The sequence below is a fragment of the Mesorhizobium sp. C277A genome (assembly GCF_040324395.1).
Lineage (GTDB): Bacteria > Pseudomonadota > Alphaproteobacteria > Rhizobiales > Rhizobiaceae > Mesorhizobium.
In genome coordinates, this window is the sequence record NZ_JAMYVW010000002.1 from 5026461 (window position 1) to 5044352 (window position 17892).

Annotated in this window: 14 protein-coding genes; 4 read left to right on the top strand and 10 right to left on the bottom strand. The window is 64.5% G+C overall.

Going from position 1 to position 17892, the window contains the following annotated elements:
• Window positions 1-8: 8 nt before the first annotated feature.
• Both NKK52_RS24770 and NKK52_RS24775 read left to right on the top strand, forming a co-directional pair.
• Entirely contained in the window at window positions 9-1088 is a 1080-nt protein-coding gene (locus NKK52_RS24770) for an ABC transporter ATP-binding protein (RefSeq protein ID WP_023685054.1), read from the top strand.
• 27 nt (window positions 1089-1115) lie between these two features.
• Window positions 1116-3149 (top strand): aldo/keto reductase, encoded by a 2034-nt coding sequence (locus tag NKK52_RS24775; RefSeq protein ID WP_023685053.1) that lies wholly within the window; start codon window positions 1116-1118, stop codon window positions 3147-3149.
• 178 nt (window positions 3150-3327) lie between these two features.
• Here NKK52_RS24775 and NKK52_RS24780 read toward each other — a convergent pair whose 3' ends face one another.
• Complete coding sequence (locus tag NKK52_RS24780) at window positions 3328-3756, bottom strand: Lrp/AsnC family transcriptional regulator (protein ID WP_023685052.1); 429 nt, start codon at window positions 3754-3756, stop codon at window positions 3328-3330.
• Between the two features lie 149 nt (window positions 3757-3905).
• Here NKK52_RS24780 and NKK52_RS24785 point away from each other — a divergent pair, with 149 nt between their 5' ends.
• Window positions 3906-5009, top strand: coding sequence for a saccharopine dehydrogenase family protein (locus NKK52_RS24785; protein ID WP_023685051.1), 1104 nt, complete (start codon window positions 3906-3908; stop codon window positions 5007-5009).
• 160 nt (window positions 5010-5169) lie between these two features.
• On the opposite strand, the gene NKK52_RS24790 is transcribed toward NKK52_RS24785, so the two are convergent.
• The 5 genes from NKK52_RS24790 to NKK52_RS24810 all read right to left on the bottom strand — a co-directional run bounded on the left by NKK52_RS24790 (window position 5170) and on the right by NKK52_RS24810 (window position 11521).
• A complete protein-coding gene (locus NKK52_RS24790) occupies window positions 5170-6036 on the bottom strand; it encodes a glycosyltransferase (protein ID WP_352630062.1) in 867 nt (288 codons plus the stop codon).
• A 206-nt stretch (window positions 6037-6242) separates the two neighbouring features.
• Window positions 6243-7631 (bottom strand): dihydrolipoyl dehydrogenase, encoded by a 1389-nt coding sequence (gene lpdA, locus NKK52_RS24795; RefSeq protein WP_023685049.1) that lies wholly within the window; start codon window positions 7629-7631, stop codon window positions 6243-6245.
• A gap of 235 nt (window positions 7632-7866) precedes the next feature.
• A complete protein-coding gene (locus NKK52_RS24800) occupies window positions 7867-9270 on the bottom strand; it encodes a dihydrolipoamide acetyltransferase family protein (RefSeq protein ID WP_023685048.1) in 1404 nt (467 codons plus the stop codon).
• 2 nt (window positions 9271-9272) lie between these two features.
• Entirely contained in the window at window positions 9273-10286 is a 1014-nt protein-coding gene (locus tag NKK52_RS24805) for an alpha-ketoacid dehydrogenase subunit beta (RefSeq protein ID WP_023672171.1), read from the bottom strand.
• 2 nt (window positions 10287-10288) lie between these two features.
• On the bottom strand, window positions 10289-11521 hold the full coding sequence (locus NKK52_RS24810; RefSeq protein ID WP_023685047.1) for a 3-methyl-2-oxobutanoate dehydrogenase (2-methylpropanoyl-transferring) subunit alpha: 1233 nt from the start codon (window positions 11519-11521) through the stop codon (window positions 10289-10291).
• 502 nt (window positions 11522-12023) lie between these two features.
• Between NKK52_RS24810 and holA the strand changes: the two genes are divergently transcribed.
• Window positions 12024-13067 carry a DNA polymerase III subunit delta gene (gene holA, locus NKK52_RS24815; protein WP_023685046.1) on the top strand — a complete coding sequence of 348 codons (1044 nt, stop codon included), beginning with the start codon at window positions 12024-12026 and terminating at the stop codon, window positions 13065-13067.
• A 272-nt stretch (window positions 13068-13339) separates the two neighbouring features.
• Here the strand turns inward: holA and NKK52_RS24820 are convergent, their stop codons facing one another.
• The 4 genes from NKK52_RS24820 to mnmG form a co-directional block, all read right to left on the bottom strand.
• Window positions 13340-14227, bottom strand: a complete 888-nt coding sequence (locus NKK52_RS24820; protein ID WP_023685045.1) for a ParB/RepB/Spo0J family partition protein — start codon at window positions 14225-14227, stop codon at window positions 13340-13342.
• A gap of 62 nt (window positions 14228-14289) precedes the next feature.
• Window positions 14290-15087 (bottom strand): ParA family protein, encoded by a 798-nt coding sequence (locus tag NKK52_RS24825; protein ID WP_023672118.1) that lies wholly within the window; start codon window positions 15085-15087, stop codon window positions 14290-14292.
• A 65-nt stretch (window positions 15088-15152) separates the two neighbouring features.
• A complete protein-coding gene (rsmG, locus tag NKK52_RS24830; protein ID WP_023685044.1) occupies window positions 15153-15785 on the bottom strand; it encodes a 16S rRNA (guanine(527)-N(7))-methyltransferase RsmG in 633 nt (210 codons plus the stop codon).
• Complete coding sequence (mnmG, locus tag NKK52_RS24835; protein WP_023685043.1) at window positions 15782-17656, bottom strand: tRNA uridine-5-carboxymethylaminomethyl(34) synthesis enzyme MnmG; 1875 nt, start codon at window positions 17654-17656, stop codon at window positions 15782-15784. Before mnmG ends, rsmG begins: the two co-directional genes overlap by 4 nt.
• Window positions 17657-17892 lie beyond the last annotated feature (236 nt).

Genomic DNA, 17892 nt, shown 5'->3' on the forward strand with positions numbered 1-17892 from the left:
ACAGCGATATGGCGGCAGTCACCCTCACCAATGTCGTAAAACGCTTCGGCGTCTATGAGATCATCCATGGCGCCAACATCGATATCGCCGATGGCGAGTTCGTCGTCTTTGTCGGCCCGTCGGGTTGTGGAAAATCGACGCTGCTCAGGATGATCGCCGGGCTGGAGGATATCAGCGGCGGCGAGATCGCCATTGGCGGCAAGGTGATGAACGATGTCGAGCCGGCCGAGCGCGGCATCGCCATGGTGTTCCAGTCCTACGCGCTCTACCCGCACATGAGCGTGGAGCAGAATCTGAGCTTTGGTCTCAGGATGACCGGCAACCCCAAGGAGGACACCGAGCGGCGGGTGAAGCGGGCCTCCGAAATCCTGCGCATCACAGAGTTGATGGCGCGGCGGCCGAGGCAATTGTCCGGCGGCCAGCGCCAACGCGTCGCCATTGGCCGCGCCATCGTGCGCGAACCGCAAGTCTTCCTGTTCGACGAGCCGTTGAGCAATCTCGACGCCGAGCTGCGCGTCCAGATGCGGGTCGAGATCTCGCGCCTGCACAAGGAACTCGGCACAACGATGATCTATGTCACCCACGACCAGACCGAGGCGATGACGCTGGCCGACCGGATCGTCGTGCTGCGCGGTGGCCATGTCGAGCAGATCGGCAGGCCGCTCGATCTCTACGACAATCCCGACAACCAGTTCGTCGCCGGCTTTGTAGGCTCGCCGAAGATGAATTTCATCAAGGGCCGCGTCGTCGGGCGCAACATGAGCAGCGTCACCGTCGAGCTGGTGGGCGAGGAAATGACCCGCATTATGCAACCGTTGACCGGCGCCGTGCCGCAAACAGGAGCCAAGGTCATTGTCGGCGTGCGGCCCGAACATTTCGGCAATGGCGGCGAAGGCGACGCCGACCTCACCGTCGGCATCGACGTGGTCGAGCATCTCGGCGGCACCAGCTTCATCTATGCCAGGACCGCCCATGGCGAAGACCTGGTGATCCAGCGCGACGCGGCAAAGGTCCCCGACACCCAGGCGATCACCGTGTCCATCCGCAAATCCTATCTGTTCGATGAAAACGGCCAGCGGCTGCGCTGACCTTCCAGCTATGCAAGGAGAATGACCATGACTGCAACCGCGCCCATCCGCTGGGGGGTACTCGGGCCCGGCGACATCGCCAAAGCGTTCGCCCGCGGCGTGGCAGGCTCGCGCACCGGCACGATCGTGGCGCTCGGCGCCCGCAATCCCGGCAAGGCAGGCCTAGCCGAGACGTTTCCCGGCGCCCGCATCCTCGACGGTTACGACGCGCTGCTCGCTGACCCCGAGGTCGACGCCGTCTATATCGCCATCCCGCATCCCGGCCATGCCGAATGGGCAATCAAGGCGGCGGAAGCCGGCAAGCATGTGCTGTGCGAAAAGCCGCTGGCGCTGACCGCCTTCGAGGCCGACGCCATGATCCATGCTGCGCGCAAGGCCGGCACCTTCCTCGGCGAAGCGTTCATGTACCGGCTTCACCCGCAGACGGCGAAGCTGGTGGAACTCATCAAGTCGGGCGTCATCGGCGATGTCAGGCTGATGAAGTCGAGCTTCGGCTTCGCCATGCCGGGCTTCATGCCCGAGCACCGGCTCTACGCCAACGATCTCGCCGGCGGCGGCATCCTCGATGTCGGCGGCTATCCCGTCTCGATGGTGCGGCTGATTGCCGGGGCTGCGACTGGAAAACCCTTCGCCGAGCCGGACAAGGTTGTCGGCACCGCCCATCTCGGCAAGTCCGGCGTCGACGAATGGGCCTCGGCGCTGCTGCATTTCCCCGGTGGCGTCGTCGCCGAGGTGTCCTGCAGTATCTCGCTGAAACAGGACAATGTCCTGCGCATCCTCGGCACCAAGGGCCGCATCGAGGTGCCGGATTTCTGGTTCGCCGGCGGCGGCAACCGCGATGGCGGCCCTGGCCGGATCGATGTAATTCTCGCCGACGACACGCGCGATACCATCAGCGTCAACGAAACCCGCCATCTCTATTCCTTCGAGGTCGACGCCGCCGGCGAGGCGATCCTGGCCGGCAAACAGGAGTTCGCCTGGCCGGGCATGAGCTGGGCCGACAGCCTCAGCACGCTGCGCGTCCTCGACAGATGGCGCGCCGCCGTCGGGCTCGAATATGAGATCGAAAAGCCGGCTAAGCGAACCAACACCATTTCGGGCCGGCCGCTGCGCACCGGCGGCACGGCCATTGGCAAGCGCAAGATTCCGGGCCTGTCGAAGCCGGCCTCCGTGGTGGCGCTCGGCTTCGAGGATTTCCGCACCTTCTCGTCGGGCGCAATCCTGCTCGACGCCTTCTTCGAGACCGGCGGCAATCTGTTCGATACCGGCTATGTCTACGGCGCCGGCTACACCGAAACGCTGCTTGGCCAGTGGCTCAGGAATCGCGGCGTGCGCGAGCAGTCGGTGATCATCGCCAAGGGCGCCCACTCGCCGCTCTGCTATCCCGATGTCATCGGCAAGCAGCTCGCCCAGTCGTTGGACCGGCTGCAGACCGACCATGTCGACCTCTATTTCATGCACCGCGACAACCCGGATGTGCCGGTCGGCGAATTCGTCGATGCGATGGACGCCGAGGTCAAGGCCGGCCGCATCCGTGGCCCGTTCGGCGGCTCGAACTGGACGATGGCGCGCATGGACGAGGCGATTGCCTATGCCGAGCGCACCGGCAAGCAGAAGCCCGGCGTGCTCTCCAACAATTTCTCGCTGGCCGAGATGCTGGAACCGATCTGGGCCGGCTGCATCACCTCGTCCACCGACGACTGGAAATCCTGGTTGACGAAAAGGCAGATGCCCAACTTCGCCTGGTCGAGCCAGGGCCGCGGCTTCTTCACCGACCGCGCCGGCCGCGACAAGCAGGACAATGAGGAGCTGGTGCGGGTCTGGTATTCCGAGAAAAATTTCGGCCGCCGCGACCGCGCCATCGAGCTGGCGCAGCGCCTGGGCAAAAGTCCGATCCACATCGCGCTCGCCTATGTGCTGGCGCAGCCTTTTCCGTCGGTGCCGTTGATCGGCCCGCGCACGCTGGACGAGTTGGAGGACAGCTTGAAGGCGCTGGATATCAAGCTGTCGGCGGAGGATGTGGCGTGGCTGGATAGCGGGCCGGAAAGGCGGCGGGCTTAGCAGCTAATCTCCCCCCTTGAGGGGGAGATGTCGCCGAAGGCGACAGAGGGGGTCGCCTCGCGTGGAGCGCTAACCTCCTTCTGCAGCGGCAGGTAGGCCGAGCCCAGTCGAACTGACCCCCTCTGGCCTGCCGGCCATCTCCCCCGCACGGGGGAGATTAGCGGCTCATGCGTTCCACCTACCGATCGATCCGTGTCGACAAAATAATCGACGACGACGTCCGCTCGACCCCGTCCATCGCCCCGATCTCGTCCAGCAACGCATCCAGATCCCTGATCGACGGCGCGTCGACGATGACGATCATGTCGAAATTGCCGCTCACCGAGTGCAGCGTCCGTACCGGCGGCAGCGCCTGCAGCGCCCGCACCACCTTGTCGGCGAGCTTGGGCGTGACGGTGAGCAGCACATGCGCCCGCACCAGCCCCTGCTCGTAGTCCGGCGCCATCCGCACGCCATAGCCGGTGATGATGCCGCGCTGTTCCAGCCGCTCGATCCGGCTCTGCACCGTCGTGCGCGAAACGCCGAGCTGGCGCGCCAGCTCAGTGGTCGATGCGCGGGCATTGGCGCGCAGCAAGGAAAGCAGTTTTTGTTCGGCGTCAGTGAGCATTTCGACGAACTTTATCGGCGTATTGATCAATTGTGGGGTTCGTTTCGAACAGTTTCACGCTTCCTTTCGGCAGGCAAGCTGCGATTCTTGAAGGCATCGCGTCCACCGCGCGCGGTCTGGGCCAAAGAGTTTTCACGAGGGGCAAGGTCATGAAGAAAATCATCGTCGTCGGCGCCGGCAAGATCGGCTCGACCATTGCAGGCATGCTCGCCGACAGCGGCGACTACCACGTCACCGTTGTCGACCGCGCGGCGGCGCAGCTTGCCGCGGCCGAACTTCCCGCCGGCGTCGAGGGGCTGGAGCTCGATATCGCAGCGCCGGGCGCACTCGAGGCCGCCCTTGCCGGCGCCTTCGCCGTGCTGAGCGCCGCGCCCTTCCATTTGACCACACGCATCGCCGAAGCGGCCGCCGCAACCGGCGTCCACTATCTCGATTTGACCGAGGACGTCATCTCCACCCGCCGCGTCAAGGAACTGGCGCGTTCGGGCAAGAGCGCGTTCATTCCGCAATGCGGCCTTGCGCCGGGCTTCATCTCGATCGTCGCCAATGATCTCGCCAGCCGCTTCGACACGCTGGAAAGCGTTCGCATGCGCGTCGGCGCGCTGCCGCAATACCCGTCCAATGCGCTGAACTACAATCTGACATGGAGCACCGACGGCGTCATCAACGAATATTGCGAACCCTGCGAGGCGATCGTCGAGGGCGAGCTGATCGAGGTGCCGCCGCTGGAGGAGCGCGAAGAGTTCTCGCTCGACGGCGTCACCTATGAGGCCTTCAACACCTCCGGCGGTCTCGGCACGCTGGCCGAGACGCTGAAGGGCAAGGTGCGCACGCTGAACTACCGCACCATCCGCTATCCCGGCCACGCGGCGATCATGAAGGCGCTGCTCAACGATCTCGGCCTGCGCCACCGCCGCGACGTGCTGAAGGATATCTTCGAGAGCGCCCTGCCGGCAACGCTGCAGGATGTGGTCATCGTCTTCGTCACCGTCTCGGGCCGCCGCAATGGCCGCCTGCTGCAGGAAACCTACGCCAACAAGATCTATTCGCAGCGCATCGGCAACCAGGTGCGCAGCGCAATCCAGATCACCACCGCCTCCGGCATCTGCGCCGTGCTCGACATGCTGGCCGACGGCACCTTGCCGGCGACCGGCTTCGTCAAGCAGGAAAACATCGCGCTTGATGCGTTTCTCGCCAATCGTTTTGGGCGCGCTTATGCGCAGCACGAGATGGTAAGCCGGCTGGCAAGCTGAGCTACTTCACCCTCCCCCTTGTGGGGAGGGTCGGCTCGCGGTCGGAGCGAAGCGGAGATCGCGAGACGGGGTGGGGGTGAGCGCCGACGGTTGGCGAGGACCCCCACCCCGCTCCGCTACGCGGATCGACCCTCCCCACAAGGGGGAGGGTAAGCGCCCGCTACTTCCGCAGAGCCATCGGTCGTCCGAGCAGAAACCGGATGAAGTTGCCCGCGGTCCGCGGCGCAATGCGGGGCTGCGTCGCCTGTCGTGGCGCGCTTTGCCTTCGCGCTGGCACCTTGGGTTCGACAGCCGGTCGGCCCACCGTGAAGGAGGGCCCCGAGACCGGCTTCCCCCTCAACACGTTGGCGGCGTTGTTGTCATGGATGACGATGCACCATTGCGCGCCCTTCGATGCCGCCACGACGGTGTTGAAGCGCGTCGCCATTTTTGCGTGGTGCTCGCTGTAGACGCCGCTCATCGCCGGCGATCTCCTTTCGACCAGCGTGCCGAACGCCGACGTGACATAGTCGTGGTGCGTGTAGCGTCCGCTTGCCGTGTCGAAATTCTGGCCGTCCGGAAAGGCAATGTAGAGCGGCTGCAGGTCCACCACACGCTTTTCGATCTCCCGGCGCGCGTAGTGCTCGACGCGCTCCATGAAGGTCGGCGCCAGCGCGTCGTCGCTGTCGAGCCGCGTGAGCGAAACATAGTCGGCATCGGTATCGGCCTGGACGAAGGCATTGAAGCGATCATTGTAATCCTCGCCCGCCTCGACAAGGATCGGCCTGACGTCGACACCGGCCACGCAGCTGCACACGGTGCGAATATAGTTCTCGTGCGTATCGGCATCGAACGCTAGAAGGACGGTAAAATCCTTCAGCGACTGGCCTTCGAGCGACGACGCGCAATAGGTGTCGAACAACGCCAGGCGCTCGACCAGCCAGACCGGATCGAGATTGGCGCGGCCCTTTCCGTCCCACTGGCTTGGCTTGAAGCCAGCGGCGATGTTGTAGCGTATGGCGATGTATTTCTTCAGGCCGGTGTCCATGGACCGACACTTAGTACATTCCGCTGATCTGCGACAACCAACGGCTGAGCGGCCACCCTCCCCCTTGTGGGGAGGGTCGGCTCGCGGTCGGAGCGAAGCGGAGATGGCGAGACGGGGTGGGGGTGAGCGCTGACGGTCGGCGAGGACCCCCACCCCGCTCCGCTACGCGGATCGACCCTCCCCACAAGGGGGAGGGTAAGCGCACTTCAAATATGCAGCGCGTGGCCCAGCGCCTTCAGCGCCGCTTCCTGGAAGCCTTCGCCTTGCGTCGGATGCGCATGGATGGTCCCGGCGATATCCTCCAGCCGCGCGCCCATTTCCAGCGCCAGGCCGAACGCCGCCGCCAGTTCCGACACGCCTTGCCCGACCGCCTGGATGCCCAGCACCAGATGGTTGTCCGCGCGGGCGACAACACGAACAAACCCGTCCTCGCCGAGTTTCGTCATCGCCCGGCCGTTGGCGGCGAAGGGGAACTGGCCGATCTTGATTTCGCCTGAAGCCTTCGCCTCCTCCGGCGTTAGCCCTGCCGTCACCAGCTCCGGATCGGTGAAGCAGACGGCCGGGATCGAGCGCTTGTCCCAGCTGCGCTTGTGGCCGGCGACGATCTCGGCCACCATTTCGCCTTGCGCCATCGCCCGGTGCGCCAGCATCGGCTCGCCGGTGACGTCGCCAATGGCATAGATGCCGCGCATCGAGCTGCGGCACTGGTCGTCGATCTTGATGAACTTGCCGGCCATGTCGAGATCGATCTGATCGAGGCCCCAGCCCTCCGTCACCGGCTTGCGGCCGACCGTGACCAGGATCTTGTCTGCCGCGATTTTGGTGCTCTTGCCGTCCGCGGTCTCGACCAGCAGCGCGTCGCCCTTGACCCCCTTGGCCTTGGCGCCAAGCATCACCTCGACGCCGAGCTGGGCCAGCCGTTTCACCACCGGCCGGGTCAGTTCCGCATCATACTGCGCCAGCACGCGCGGCAGCGCCTCGACCACGGTCACCGCGGCGCCCATTTTGGCGAACGCCATGCCGAGTTCCAGCCCGATATAGCCGCCGCCGACCACAGCGAGCTTTTTCGGCACCTCGCCGAGAGCCAGCGCTTCTGTGGATGAAATCACCGGGCCGCCGAACGGCAGGAACGGCAGTTCCACCGTCGCCGAGCCGGTGGCGATCACAACCGTTTCGGCGCGGATGATCTGGGTGCCGGTCTCGGTCTCGACCGCGACGGTCTTGCCGTCGCGGAACGTCGCCCAGCCATAGACGGTCTTGACCTTGGCCTTCTTCAGTAGCCCGGCAACGCCCCCGGTCAGCCGGCTAACAATGCCGTCCTTCCACGCAACCGTCTTGCCGAGATCGAGCACGGGCGCTGCTACCGAGATGCCGAGCGGACTGCTGCCGCCGGCCATATGCGCGACCTTCTCGAACTCTTCCGCCGCATGGATCATCGCCTTGGACGGGATGCAGCCGACATTGAGACAGGTGCCGCCCGGTTTGCCGGCTTCAACGATCACCGTATCGATGCCGAGCTGGCCGGCACGGATAGCGCAGACGTAGCCGCCGGGCCCGGCGCCGATGACCAGCAGCTTGCAGGAGATTTCTTTCATGGCGTGACCCTTTGATGCGAGGGAATGTTCCGTCGCGATCCTTCGCGCCCCCCTCTGTCCTGCCGGACATCTCCCCCACGAGGGGGGAGATCAGCAGCTTCTTCGCTTCGCTCATTCCTGCAACGATGGAGATTGGCGAAACCCTGCGTGACGTCCAATCTCCCCCCTTGTGGGGGAGATGCCTGGTAAGGCAGAGGGGGGCGCTGTCCCGCCGTCATCTCGGTCGTTTCGCCCCTCAATCCACAAATATCAGCGCTGGCGTCTCAATCAGCGCCTTGATCCGCTGCACAAACACCGCCGCATCCCAGCCGTCGACCACCCGGTGATCGAAGCTCGATGACAGGTTCATCATCTTGCGCGGGATGAACTGGGTGCCGTCCCAGACCGGCCGCACCATCATCTTGTTGACGCCGACGATCGCCACTTCAGGATGATTGATGACCGGCGTCGTAGCCACGCCGCCCATGGCGCCGAGCGAGGTGATGGTGATGGTCGATCCCGACAGCACGTCGCGGCTGGCCGTGCCCGACTTCGCCGCTTCGGCCAGGCGGTTGAGCTCGGCCGCGCAATCCCAGAGGTCGCGCGCCTCGGCGTGCTTGACCACCGGCACCACCAGGCCCGACGGCGTCTGCGCGGCAATGCCGATATGGACGCCGCCATGCTGATGGATGATGCCGGCCTCGTCGTCGAACAGCGCGTTGATGTTGGGCTGGTCGGCAATCGCCTTGACCATCGCCCGCATCAGGAACGGCAGCAGCGTCAGCTTCGGCCTCTCCACACCCTTGCGCTTTTCCTTGTTGAGCGCCGCGCGCAACTCCTCAAGTGCTGTGACGTCGATCTCCTCGACATAGGTGATGTGCGGGATGCGTGACTTCGCCAGCGACATTTTTTCGGCGATCTTGCGCCGCAGTCCGATGACCTTGATATCCTCGACGCTGTCATTGCGCGCCAGACCCGACGCCTTCGCTACCTGCGGTCCGCGTGCCAGGAATGCCTCGATATCTTCGTGGCTGATGCGGCCGGCAGGGCCGGTACCCGACACCTGGCGCAGATCGATCCCCGCCTCCTTCGCCCTGAGCCGGATGGCGGGCGACGCCAGGGGCTTTTCGCCCTCCGGGCGCGGCGCGCCGGAGGGTGCCGCACCTTTAGATGTCGGCGCAGCACCCCCACCCTTAGCCCCTCCCCACAAGGGGGAGGGGGATTCAGTCTCAGCTGCCCGTGCGCTTTTGGCTGCTGGTGCAGGTGGTGGCGACTTGGCGTCGGATTTCGTGGCCGAGACGCCTCCCTCTTGTGGGGGTCCGGAGGACGGGCGAAACCCGTGGCTCGCCCCGGCAGGGGTGGGGGTCGGTGCCGCCGTGACCTCTGACGATTTCGAGCCTTCGGCGACATTGCCCTCCCCCGCCACTTTCAGCCGCACGATCGGCGAGCCGATCGACACCGTGTCGCCGATCTCGGCGCCCAGCCACAGGATCTCGCCATCGACCGGCGAAGGTATTTCCACCGTCGCCTTGTCGGTCATCACGGCGGCAAGCACCGAGTCCTCGCGCACGAGGTCGCCGACCTTGACGTGCCACTCCACAAGTTCGGCCTCGGCGACGCCTTCGCCGACATCCGGCAGCTTGATGATGTGTTCGCCCATCCCTAGGCTCCCATGGTTTCGAGAAGCGCGCGGCCGACACGGGCCGGCCCCGGGAAATAGTCCCATTCCTGCGCATGCGGGTAGGGCGTGTCCCAACCGGTGACGCGCGCCACCGGCGCTTCCAGATGGTAGAAACAATTTTCCTGCACCAGCGCCGACAGCTCGGCGCCGAAGCCGGAGGTCAGTGTCGCCTCGTGCACGACGACGCAGCGTCCGGTCTTCTTCACCGAAGCGACTATCGCGTCGAGATCGAGCGGCAGCAGGGTCCGCAAATCGATGATCTCGGCATCGATGCCGGTTTCTTCCACCGCCGCCTGCGCGACATAGACCATGGTGCCGTAGGCGAGCACGGTGACGGCCGAGCCCGCCCGGCGGATCGCCGCCTTGCCGAGCGGCACCGTGTAATGGCCGTCGGCGACCTCGCCCAGTTCATGCTTCGACCATGGCGTCACCGGTCGGTCGTGATGGCCATCGAACGGTCCGTTATAGAGCCGCTTCGGCTCCAGAAAAATCACCGGATCGGGATCCTCGATCGCCGCGATCAGCAGCCCCTTGGCATCATGAGGATTGGACGGCACCACCGTCTTCAGCCCCGACACATGGGTGAACAGCGCTTCCGGGCTCTGGCTGTGCGTCTGGCCGCCAAAAATGCCGCCGCCGGTCGGCATGCGGACAACGATCGGGCAGGTGAAATCGCCGTTCGAGCGATAGCGCAGGCGTGCTGCTTCCTGCGTCAGCTGGTCGTAAGCCGGGTACATGTAGTCGGCAAACTGAATTTCCACGCATGGCTTCAGCCCATAGGCGGCCATGCCGATGGCGGAGCCGACAATGCCGGATTCGTTGATCGGCGCATCGAAGCAGCGGGTCTTGCCGTACTTCGCTTGCAGGCCTGCCGTGCAGCGAAAAACCCCGCCGAAGAAACCGACGTCCTCGCCATAGACGATGACGCGTTCGTCGCGCGCCATCGACACGTCCATGGCGTCGCGGATCGCCTCGATCATGGTTCGTCTCGGCATGGTCAGACTCCCGCCTGCTGGCGCTGACGTCTGAGATGCGGCGGCATCTCGGCGAATACGCCCTCGAACATTTCACGCGTCGACGGCTTGCCGCCGGCATGCAGCGTGCCGTGGCTTTCAGCTTCCTTCTGCGCCGCGATCACCGTCTCCAGAATTTCGGCCTCCGCCTGGGCATGGCGCTCATCCGACCAGACCCTGCGCAGGATCAGATGGTTCTTCAGCCGCATCACCGGATCGCCGAGCGGCCAGGCGTCGGATTCGGTTTTCGGCCGATAGGCAGACGGGTCGTCCGAGCTCGAATGCGCGCCGGCACGGTAGGTGACATATTCGATCAGCGTCGGCCCGAGATTCTGCCGCGCCCGCTCCGCCGCCCATTTGGCCACGGCATGCACGGCGAGATAATCATTGCCGTCGACGCGCAGCGCCGGAATGCCGAAGCCGAGGCCGCGCGCGGCAAAGGTGCCGGAACCGCCGCGCGCAATGCCTTGAAACGTCGAGATCGCCCACTGGTTGTTGACGACATTGAGGATGACCGGCGCCTTGTAGGTCGAGGCGAACACCAGTGCGGAATGGAAATCGGATTCGGCCGTCGAGCCGTCGCCGATCCACGCCGCCGCGATTTTCGAATCGTTGCTGATAGCGGAAGCCATCGCCCAGCCGACCGCCTGGATGTATTGCGTCGCCAGATTGCCGGAGATCGAGAAGAAGCCGTGCTCCTTCGACGAATACATGATCGGCAATTGCCGCCCTTTGAGCGGATCGGCCTCGTTGGAATAGATCTGGTTCATCATCGTGACCATCGGATAGCCGTCGGCGATGAGCAGGCCGGCTTGCCGATAGGTCGGGAAATTCATGTCGCCTGGCGCCAGCGCCTTGCGGAAAGCGCAGCTCACCGCCTCTTCGCCCAGATGCTGCATGTAGAACGAGGTCTTGCCCTGGCGCTGCGCCATCTGCATGCGCGCATCGAAGCTGCGCAGCGTCATCATGTGGCGCAACCCCTCGAGCAGCTCCTCGTCGGTGAGCAGCCCGGCCCACGGCCCGACCGCCTCACCGGTGCGGTTGAGCACACGGATGATGGAAAACGCCATGTCGCGGATTGTGCGCGGATCGACATCGATGTCCGGTCGCGGCACCGAGCCCGCCTTGGGGATAGGCACGTTGGAGAAGTCGGGCGTTCCGCCCGGCCGCACTTCCGGCTCCGGCACATGAAACCGCAACATCCCAGCATCGGTCATGACCATGGTCCTCCCATTTGCTGCGGTGATATTTGCACATCCGCGCGCCCGGCACAGCGCCAATTCATGGGGCGCCGCAACCCATCCGGCGTCACGGCCGGCAGGCGACCGCAAGATGCAGATATGTCGGCGAAATTTCTTGTCGATGTTGGGGAGCGGCGCGCAATTAGGCGCAAAGTTTTGCAGGATTTCCAGCAGATAGTCACTTCACGGCCTCCGGGAGAGATGAAGCACCAAGGTCGGCGAACTCGCGCTTTCCTCTCCCCGTGATCGGGGGAGAGGTGTCGAGCGAAGCTCGACGGAGTGGGGGTCGACCCTTGGGCGCTAGGCAACGCTTGAGATAGTGCCCTTCCTTTGTCCGTTCGCGGCGATTGCCAGGTGGTTCCCCCACTCCGTCTCGGCTTCGCCGAGCCACCTCTCCCCCCTCCGGAGGAAGGGCAATAGGGTCTCGAACTCTCTGGAGAACGTTCACTCAGCGACCGCATCATGCTAACCACCCTCCATGGCGCAGAAAAAAGGATATGAGGTCGATTCGTGGCTGGCGAAGCCTGACGCGCGCATATCGATCGTCCTGCTTTACGGACCCGACCGCGGCTTGGTCGCCGAGCGGGCCAAGGCCTTTGCCGCGAAAATCGGCCTGCCTCTCGACGATCCGTTCTCCGTCGTCCGGCTCGACGGCGCGGAGGTCGATCGCGACCAGGGCCGGCTGCTCGATGAAGCCCGCACCGTGCCGATGTTCTCCGACCGGCGGCTTCTGTGGGTGCGAAATGCCAGCGGTCAGAAGGCGCTGGCCGACGACGTCAAGGCGCTGACTGCGGAGCCCGCGCGCGACGCCATCATTCTCATCGAGGCTGGCGACCTGAAAAAGGGCGTCGGACTGCGCGCGATCGTCGAGGCCGCCGACACCGCCATGGCGCTGCCTTGCTACGCCGATGAAGCCCGCGACATCGATAGCGTCATCGACGACGAGTTGCGCAAGGCCGGCATGTCGATGGCGCTCGACGCACGCCAGGCGCTGCGCCGCAATCTCGGCGGCGACCGGTTGGCCTCACGCGGCGAGATCGAAAAGCTGGTGCTTTATGCCCACGGCCAGAAGGACATCAGCCTCGACGACGTAAGGGCGATGTCCGGCGACGTCTCCGGCGCCTCCTTCGACGACGCGGTCGATGCTGTGCTGGAGGGCAGGATCGGTGACTTCGACACCGCCTTCACCCGCCACTGCCTGTCCGGCGGCCATCCTTTCCTGGTGCTGTCCTCGGCGATGCGGCAGCTGCAGCAGCTTCAGGTCATGCGCGGCCAGATGGACACCGCCGGCCGCAACGCCGCCTCGGCAGTGGCCGGCGCCCGTCCGCCGGTGTTTTTCTCGCGGCGCAAGCTGGTGGAGAAGGCGCTGGAGCGCTGGAACGTCGAGGCGCTCAGCCGCGCGCTGAACCGGCTGCAATCGGCCGTGCTGCAGACCAGGCGCAGGCCGGATTTGTCGGAAGCGCTGGCGCGGCAGGCGCTGCTCGGCATTGCGGTGGAGAGCGCGAGGCTGGCGCAGCGGTAATCTCCCCCCTTGAGGGGGAGATGTCGCCAAAGGCGACAGAGGGGGTCGCCGCGCGTGGAGCGCTGGCGCCTTTCGCAACGACAAACGAGGTCGGCGCTTGATGCGAGACGACCCCTTCTGGCCTGCCGGCCATCTCCCCCTCAAGGGGGGAGATCAGCAGTTCGATCCCTTCGGCAATCGCCAATAAAAAGAAGGGCCGGCAACCGCCAAACCCTTTCTTCATCCTAAGCCAGAACTTCATTCGCCGGCTAAATATGCGCAACCCCAACCCTCTACCGCTCATCCTTCAACCGCCGGCATAGCTCGTCGAGCTGCTCCAGGCTGCGGTAGTCCACGCGGATCGCGCCGCCTTTGCCCTTGTGCTCGATGGTCACGATCATGCCGATCGTGTTGGTCATCAGCCTTTCCAGCGCCAGCGTGTCGGCATCCTTGCCCGATGCGCCGTGTGCTGGTTTTGCCTTGGGCGGCGTGCCGCCCGCCGGCATTTGCGCCAGCGCCTCGGCCTGGCGCACCGAAAGCCCTTCTTCGACGATCTGCTTGGCTAGCCCGGCGGGATCCTGCGCCGTCACCAGCGTCCGGGCATGGCCGGCCGACAGCGCGCCGTCGACCAGCATGTCGCGGATCACGTCGGGCAGCTTCAACAGCCTGAGCGTGTTGGCGACGTGGCTGCGGCTCTTGCCGATTACATTGCCGAGGTCGGCCTGTGTGTAGCCGTGGTCGTCGATCAATTGCTGGTAGCCGAGCGCCTCCTCGACCGGGTTGAGATCGGTGCGCTGGACGTTTTCTATGATCGCCAGTTCCAGCGCTGTGCGGTCGTTGACGTCGCGCACGATGATCGGGATCTCGGTCAGCCCGGCTCGCTGGGCCGCGCGCCAGCGCCGCTCGCCTGCAATGATTTCGTAGCGCCCGGCCTGCGTCGGCGAAGGCCGCGCCACCACCGGCTGCACCACGCCATGCTCGCGGATCGACTGCGCGAGATCGGTGAGGTCGGCGTCGCCAAAGTGCCGGCGCGGGTTTTTCGGATTCGGGCTCAGAAACTCGATCGGCACCTTGCCATCGGCATTCAAGCCCGGCTTTTCGGTCGCTGCCGGGCGATCGATCTCGCCGATCAGCGCCGCCAGTCCGCGCCCCAGTCTCTTTCTCGAAAGGTCGTCGCTCATCTCAATTCCAGATTCTTGATCGTTTCGGTAACGGATCGGCTTTGTTTATCGACCCTGCCTAATCAAGCAGCGCGCAATTTGCGCTCGCGGCGGATCACTTCGGACGCCAGCTGCAGATAGGCCTGGCTGCCCGAGCATTTCAGGTCATAGAGGATTGCCGGCTTGCCATAGGAGGGCGCCTCGGACACTCGCACATTCCTAGGAATGATGGTCTCGTAGACCTTGTCGCCCATATGTGCCCGCACGTCCTGCACCACCTGGTTGGCGAGGTTGTTGCGGCCGTCATACATGGTCAGCACGATGCCCTGGATGATCAGGTCCGGATTGATCGAACGGCGCACCTGCTCCACCGTTTCCAGGAGTTGGCTTAGCCCTTCCAGCGCGAAGAACTCGCACTGCAGCGGCACAAGAACAGAATCGGCTGCCGCCATTGAATTCAAAGTCAAAAGGTTGAGCGAGGGCGGGCAGTCGATCAGCACATAGCCGAACGGCGCACCGCGCTCGGTGGCGGCGCGCAGCGCGTTGCGCAGCTTAAGCACGCGATCCGGCGCCGAGGCGATTTCCATCTCGATGCCGAGCAGATCGAGCGTCGACGGCACGATCGACAGGCCGGGCACCGCCGTTGGAATGGCGGCCTCTTCCAGGCCCAGTTCGCCGGTCAGCACATCGTAGGAGGAGACGGTGCGGTCCTTGCGGTCGATACCGAGACCCGTCGAGGCATTGCCTTGCGGGTCGAGATCGACGATCAGCACCTTTTCGCCGATCGCGGCCAGCGCCGTGGCCAGATTGATGGCGGTGGTTGTCTTGCCGACGCCGCCCTTCTGGTTGGCGACGGTGATGATGCGAGGTCCGGTTTTCATGGGTCTGTGCCAGGTATTCATGTGGGCCAGGTATTCATTGCGTCGCCAAGGTTGCGAAGGAGAGCTTACGCAGTCTGCAGATCGGTCACTTCGAGGATGACGCCATGGGCGTCGGTCATGCTCGGATGTTCTACCAGATCGAAAGCCCAGCGGTGAGTGCTTTCTTCCACCTCGGAGCGGTAATCCCGGCCTTTGTGGAACAGCGCCCGCGATCCCTTGGTCAGCCACGGCGCCGACAGATCGAGCAGCGCCGGCAGCGCGGCCAGCGCCCGCGCCGTGATGATTTCCGGTTCGGAAACAAGCGGATAGCTGTCGTCGATGCGCCGGGCGACGACCCGTGCCGGCAAACCGAACTGGCCAATGACCGCCTGTAAAAACGATGCTTTCTTGCGGTTGCTCTCGACCAGATCGATCGACGCGCCATTGCGTTCGACCAGCAGGAAGGCCATTACCAGGCCCGGAAAACCCCCGCCCGAACCGAGATCGGCCCAGCGTTTGGCCTGCGGTGCGATTCGCGCCAGCTGCGCGCTGTCCAGAATATGGCGGCCCCAGACATCGTCCAGCGTCGACGGCGCGGCCAGATTGATGCTGCGGTTCCATTTCAGGAACAACTGTTCGAACGTCACCAACCGATCGAATGTTTCACGTGAAACCGGTCCCGCGACCTCTTGCAGGCTCGCCCATGAGGCAGCGCTCACGCAACGGCCCTTTGGGCGGCCGATTCGGCGTTGCGGACGTGCGCGACGATGATGGCCAGCGCCGCCGGCGTCATGCCTTCCATACGCTGCGCGTCAGCGATCGAACGCGGCTGACGCGTTAACATCTTCTGCTTCAGCTCATTGGATAGGCCGGGAACATCGGCGAAATCCACCGACGCCGGGATCAACCGGCTTTCCTCGCGGCGGATCTGTCCGACATCCGCCTGCTGGCGATCAAGGTAAACCGAATATTTCGCTTCCGTTTCGAGCCGCTCAGCGGTTTTGACGTCGATTGCGCCAAAGGCCGGCGCAACACGGGCCAGCCAGGCTATATCGACGCCGGGATGAGCGAGCAATTCATAAGCGGAGCGGCGCACGCCGTCCCTGTTGATCTCCAGCCCATGCCGCGCCGCTTCGTTGGGCGTCATGGTCGTCGCAACTGCGAGTTCGCGCGCCCTATCAAGATCCTGTGTGACTTGATTGAACCGCTGCGTCCGCTCCGGCGACACGATACCAAGCCGATTTGCCAGAGGCGTAAGCCTTTCATCGGCATTGTCGGCGCGCAGCGATAGGCGAAACTCCGCCCGCGAAGTGAACATGCGGTAGGGCTCGGCAATGCCGCGGCTGGTGAGGTCGTCGACCATCACTCCGATGTAGGCTTCGGTGCGGCTGAGCACGATTTGGTCGTCGGCCGCCGCCTTGCGCGCGGCGTTGAGCCCGGCGAGCAGGCCCTGCGCTCCGGCTTCTTCATAACCGGTGGTGCCGTTGATCTGACCGGCTAGGAAAAGCCCCGCAATACGTTTGGCCTCAAGCGTCGGCTCCAACTCGCGCGGATCGACATGGTCGTATTCGATGGCATAGCCGGGCTGCAGCATGGTCGCCCGCTCTAGCCCGGGTATAGTTTTGAGAATGTCGAGTTGCACATCCTCGGGCAGGGAGGTCGAAATGCCATTGGGGTAGACCGTGTCGTCGTCCAGCCCTTCCGGCTCGAGGAATATCTGATGACCTTCTCGATCGCCGAACTTGACGATCTTGTCTTCGATCGACGGGCAATAGCGTGGTCCGACCCCCTCTATCGAGCCGGAATACATGGCGGAGCGGCCGAGATTGGCGCGGATCAGCTCGTGCGTCGCCGGTGTCGTACGCGTGATGCCGCAATGGATTTGCGGATTCTTGATTGTGTCGGTGAGCAGCGAGAACGGCACTGGATGTTCGTCGGCCGCCTGGCTTTCCAGCGACGCCCAGTCGATGGTGCGGCCATCGAGCCGCGGCGGCGTGCCGGTCTTCAGCCGTCCAAGCGCGAAACCGGCGCGGCTCATCGTCGCCGACAGGCCAAGGCTCGCCTGCTCGTTCATCCGCCCGGCGACAATCTTCCTGTCGCCAATGTGAATAAGACCGCGGAGAAACGTGCCGGTGGTCAGCACCACCGCGCCGCACACCAACCGGCGCCCGTCGGCCAGGCGCACAGCGGCGACCCGTCCATCCACGATGTCGAAGTCCAGAACCTCGCCTTCGATGACGTCGAGACCGTTCTGCTGCCGAATCGCTTCCTGCATGGCCAGCCGATACAGCTTGCGGTCGGCCTGCGTGCGCGGCCCGCGCACGGCAGGGCCTTTGCGGCGATTGAGCAGGCGGAATTGGATGCCGGCAGCATCGGCGATGCGGCCCATCAGCCCGTCCATGGCGTCGATCTCACGCACCAGATGGCCCTTCCCGAGGCCGCCGATCGCCGGATTGCAGGACATGACACCGATCGTGTCGAAGCGCAGCGTGACCAGCGCGGTCCTGGCGCCGGCGCGCGCGGCAGCGCACGCAGCCTCGCACCCGGCATGGCCACCGCCCACCACAACCACATCATAGCGATCGATCATTGTCCCTTCCAGATTCAGAGATTTCCCGACACATGTCCCCACGAGAGGACGCTGTCAAGGATTGCAGGTTGATTCGTTCACGTGGACCGGAGTGCTGAAAGTCGCAGAGGTGTTTCACGTGAGTCAGGGAAGCGGCGACAATTACCTCGGCTGGCGCTGCCCCTCATCTGCCTGCCGGCATCTTCTCCCGGAGGACAATGAGGGGCGGGGCCGGCCTTCGGCACTTGCCGTTTTTG

Bases quoted from the DNA above. Each gene is read 5' to 3' on its own strand.
- NKK52_RS24810 (WP_023685047.1), bottom strand. From the start codon at position 11,521: ATGACCGATGCTGGGATGTTGCGGTTTCATGTGCCGGAGCCGGAAGTG.
- NKK52_RS24820 (WP_023685045.1), bottom strand. From the start codon at position 14,227: ATGAGCGACGACCTTTCGAGAAAGAGACTGGGGCGCGGACTGGCGGCG.
- mnmG (WP_023685043.1), bottom strand. From the start codon at position 17,656: ATGATCGATCGCTATGATGTGGTTGTGGTGGGCGGTGGCCATGCCGGG.
- lpdA (WP_023685049.1), bottom strand. From the start codon at position 7,631: ATGAAAGAAATCTCCTGCAAGCTGCTGGTCATCGGCGCCGGGCCCGGC.
- NKK52_RS24775 (WP_023685053.1), top strand. From the start codon at position 1,116: ATGACTGCAACCGCGCCCATCCGCTGGGGGGTACTCGGGCCCGGCGAC.
- NKK52_RS24770 (WP_023685054.1), top strand. From the start codon at position 9: ATGGCGGCAGTCACCCTCACCAATGTCGTAAAACGCTTCGGCGTCTAT.
- NKK52_RS24785 (WP_023685051.1), top strand. From the start codon at position 3,906: ATGAAGAAAATCATCGTCGTCGGCGCCGGCAAGATCGGCTCGACCATT.
- NKK52_RS24805 (WP_023672171.1), bottom strand. From the start codon at position 10,286: ATGCCGAGACGAACCATGATCGAGGCGATCCGCGACGCCATGGACGTG.
- NKK52_RS24800 (WP_023685048.1), bottom strand. From the start codon at position 9,270: ATGGGCGAACACATCATCAAGCTGCCGGATGTCGGCGAAGGCGTCGCC.
- NKK52_RS24825 (WP_023672118.1), bottom strand. From the start codon at position 15,087: ATGAAAACCGGACCTCGCATCATCACCGTCGCCAACCAGAAGGGCGGC.
- NKK52_RS24790 (WP_352630062.1), bottom strand. From the start codon at position 6,036: ATGGACACCGGCCTGAAGAAATACATCGCCATACGCTACAACATCGCC.
- holA (WP_023685046.1), top strand. From the start codon at position 12,024: ATGGCGCAGAAAAAAGGATATGAGGTCGATTCGTGGCTGGCGAAGCCT.
- NKK52_RS24780 (WP_023685052.1), bottom strand. From the start codon at position 3,756: ATGCTCACTGACGCCGAACAAAAACTGCTTTCCTTGCTGCGCGCCAAT.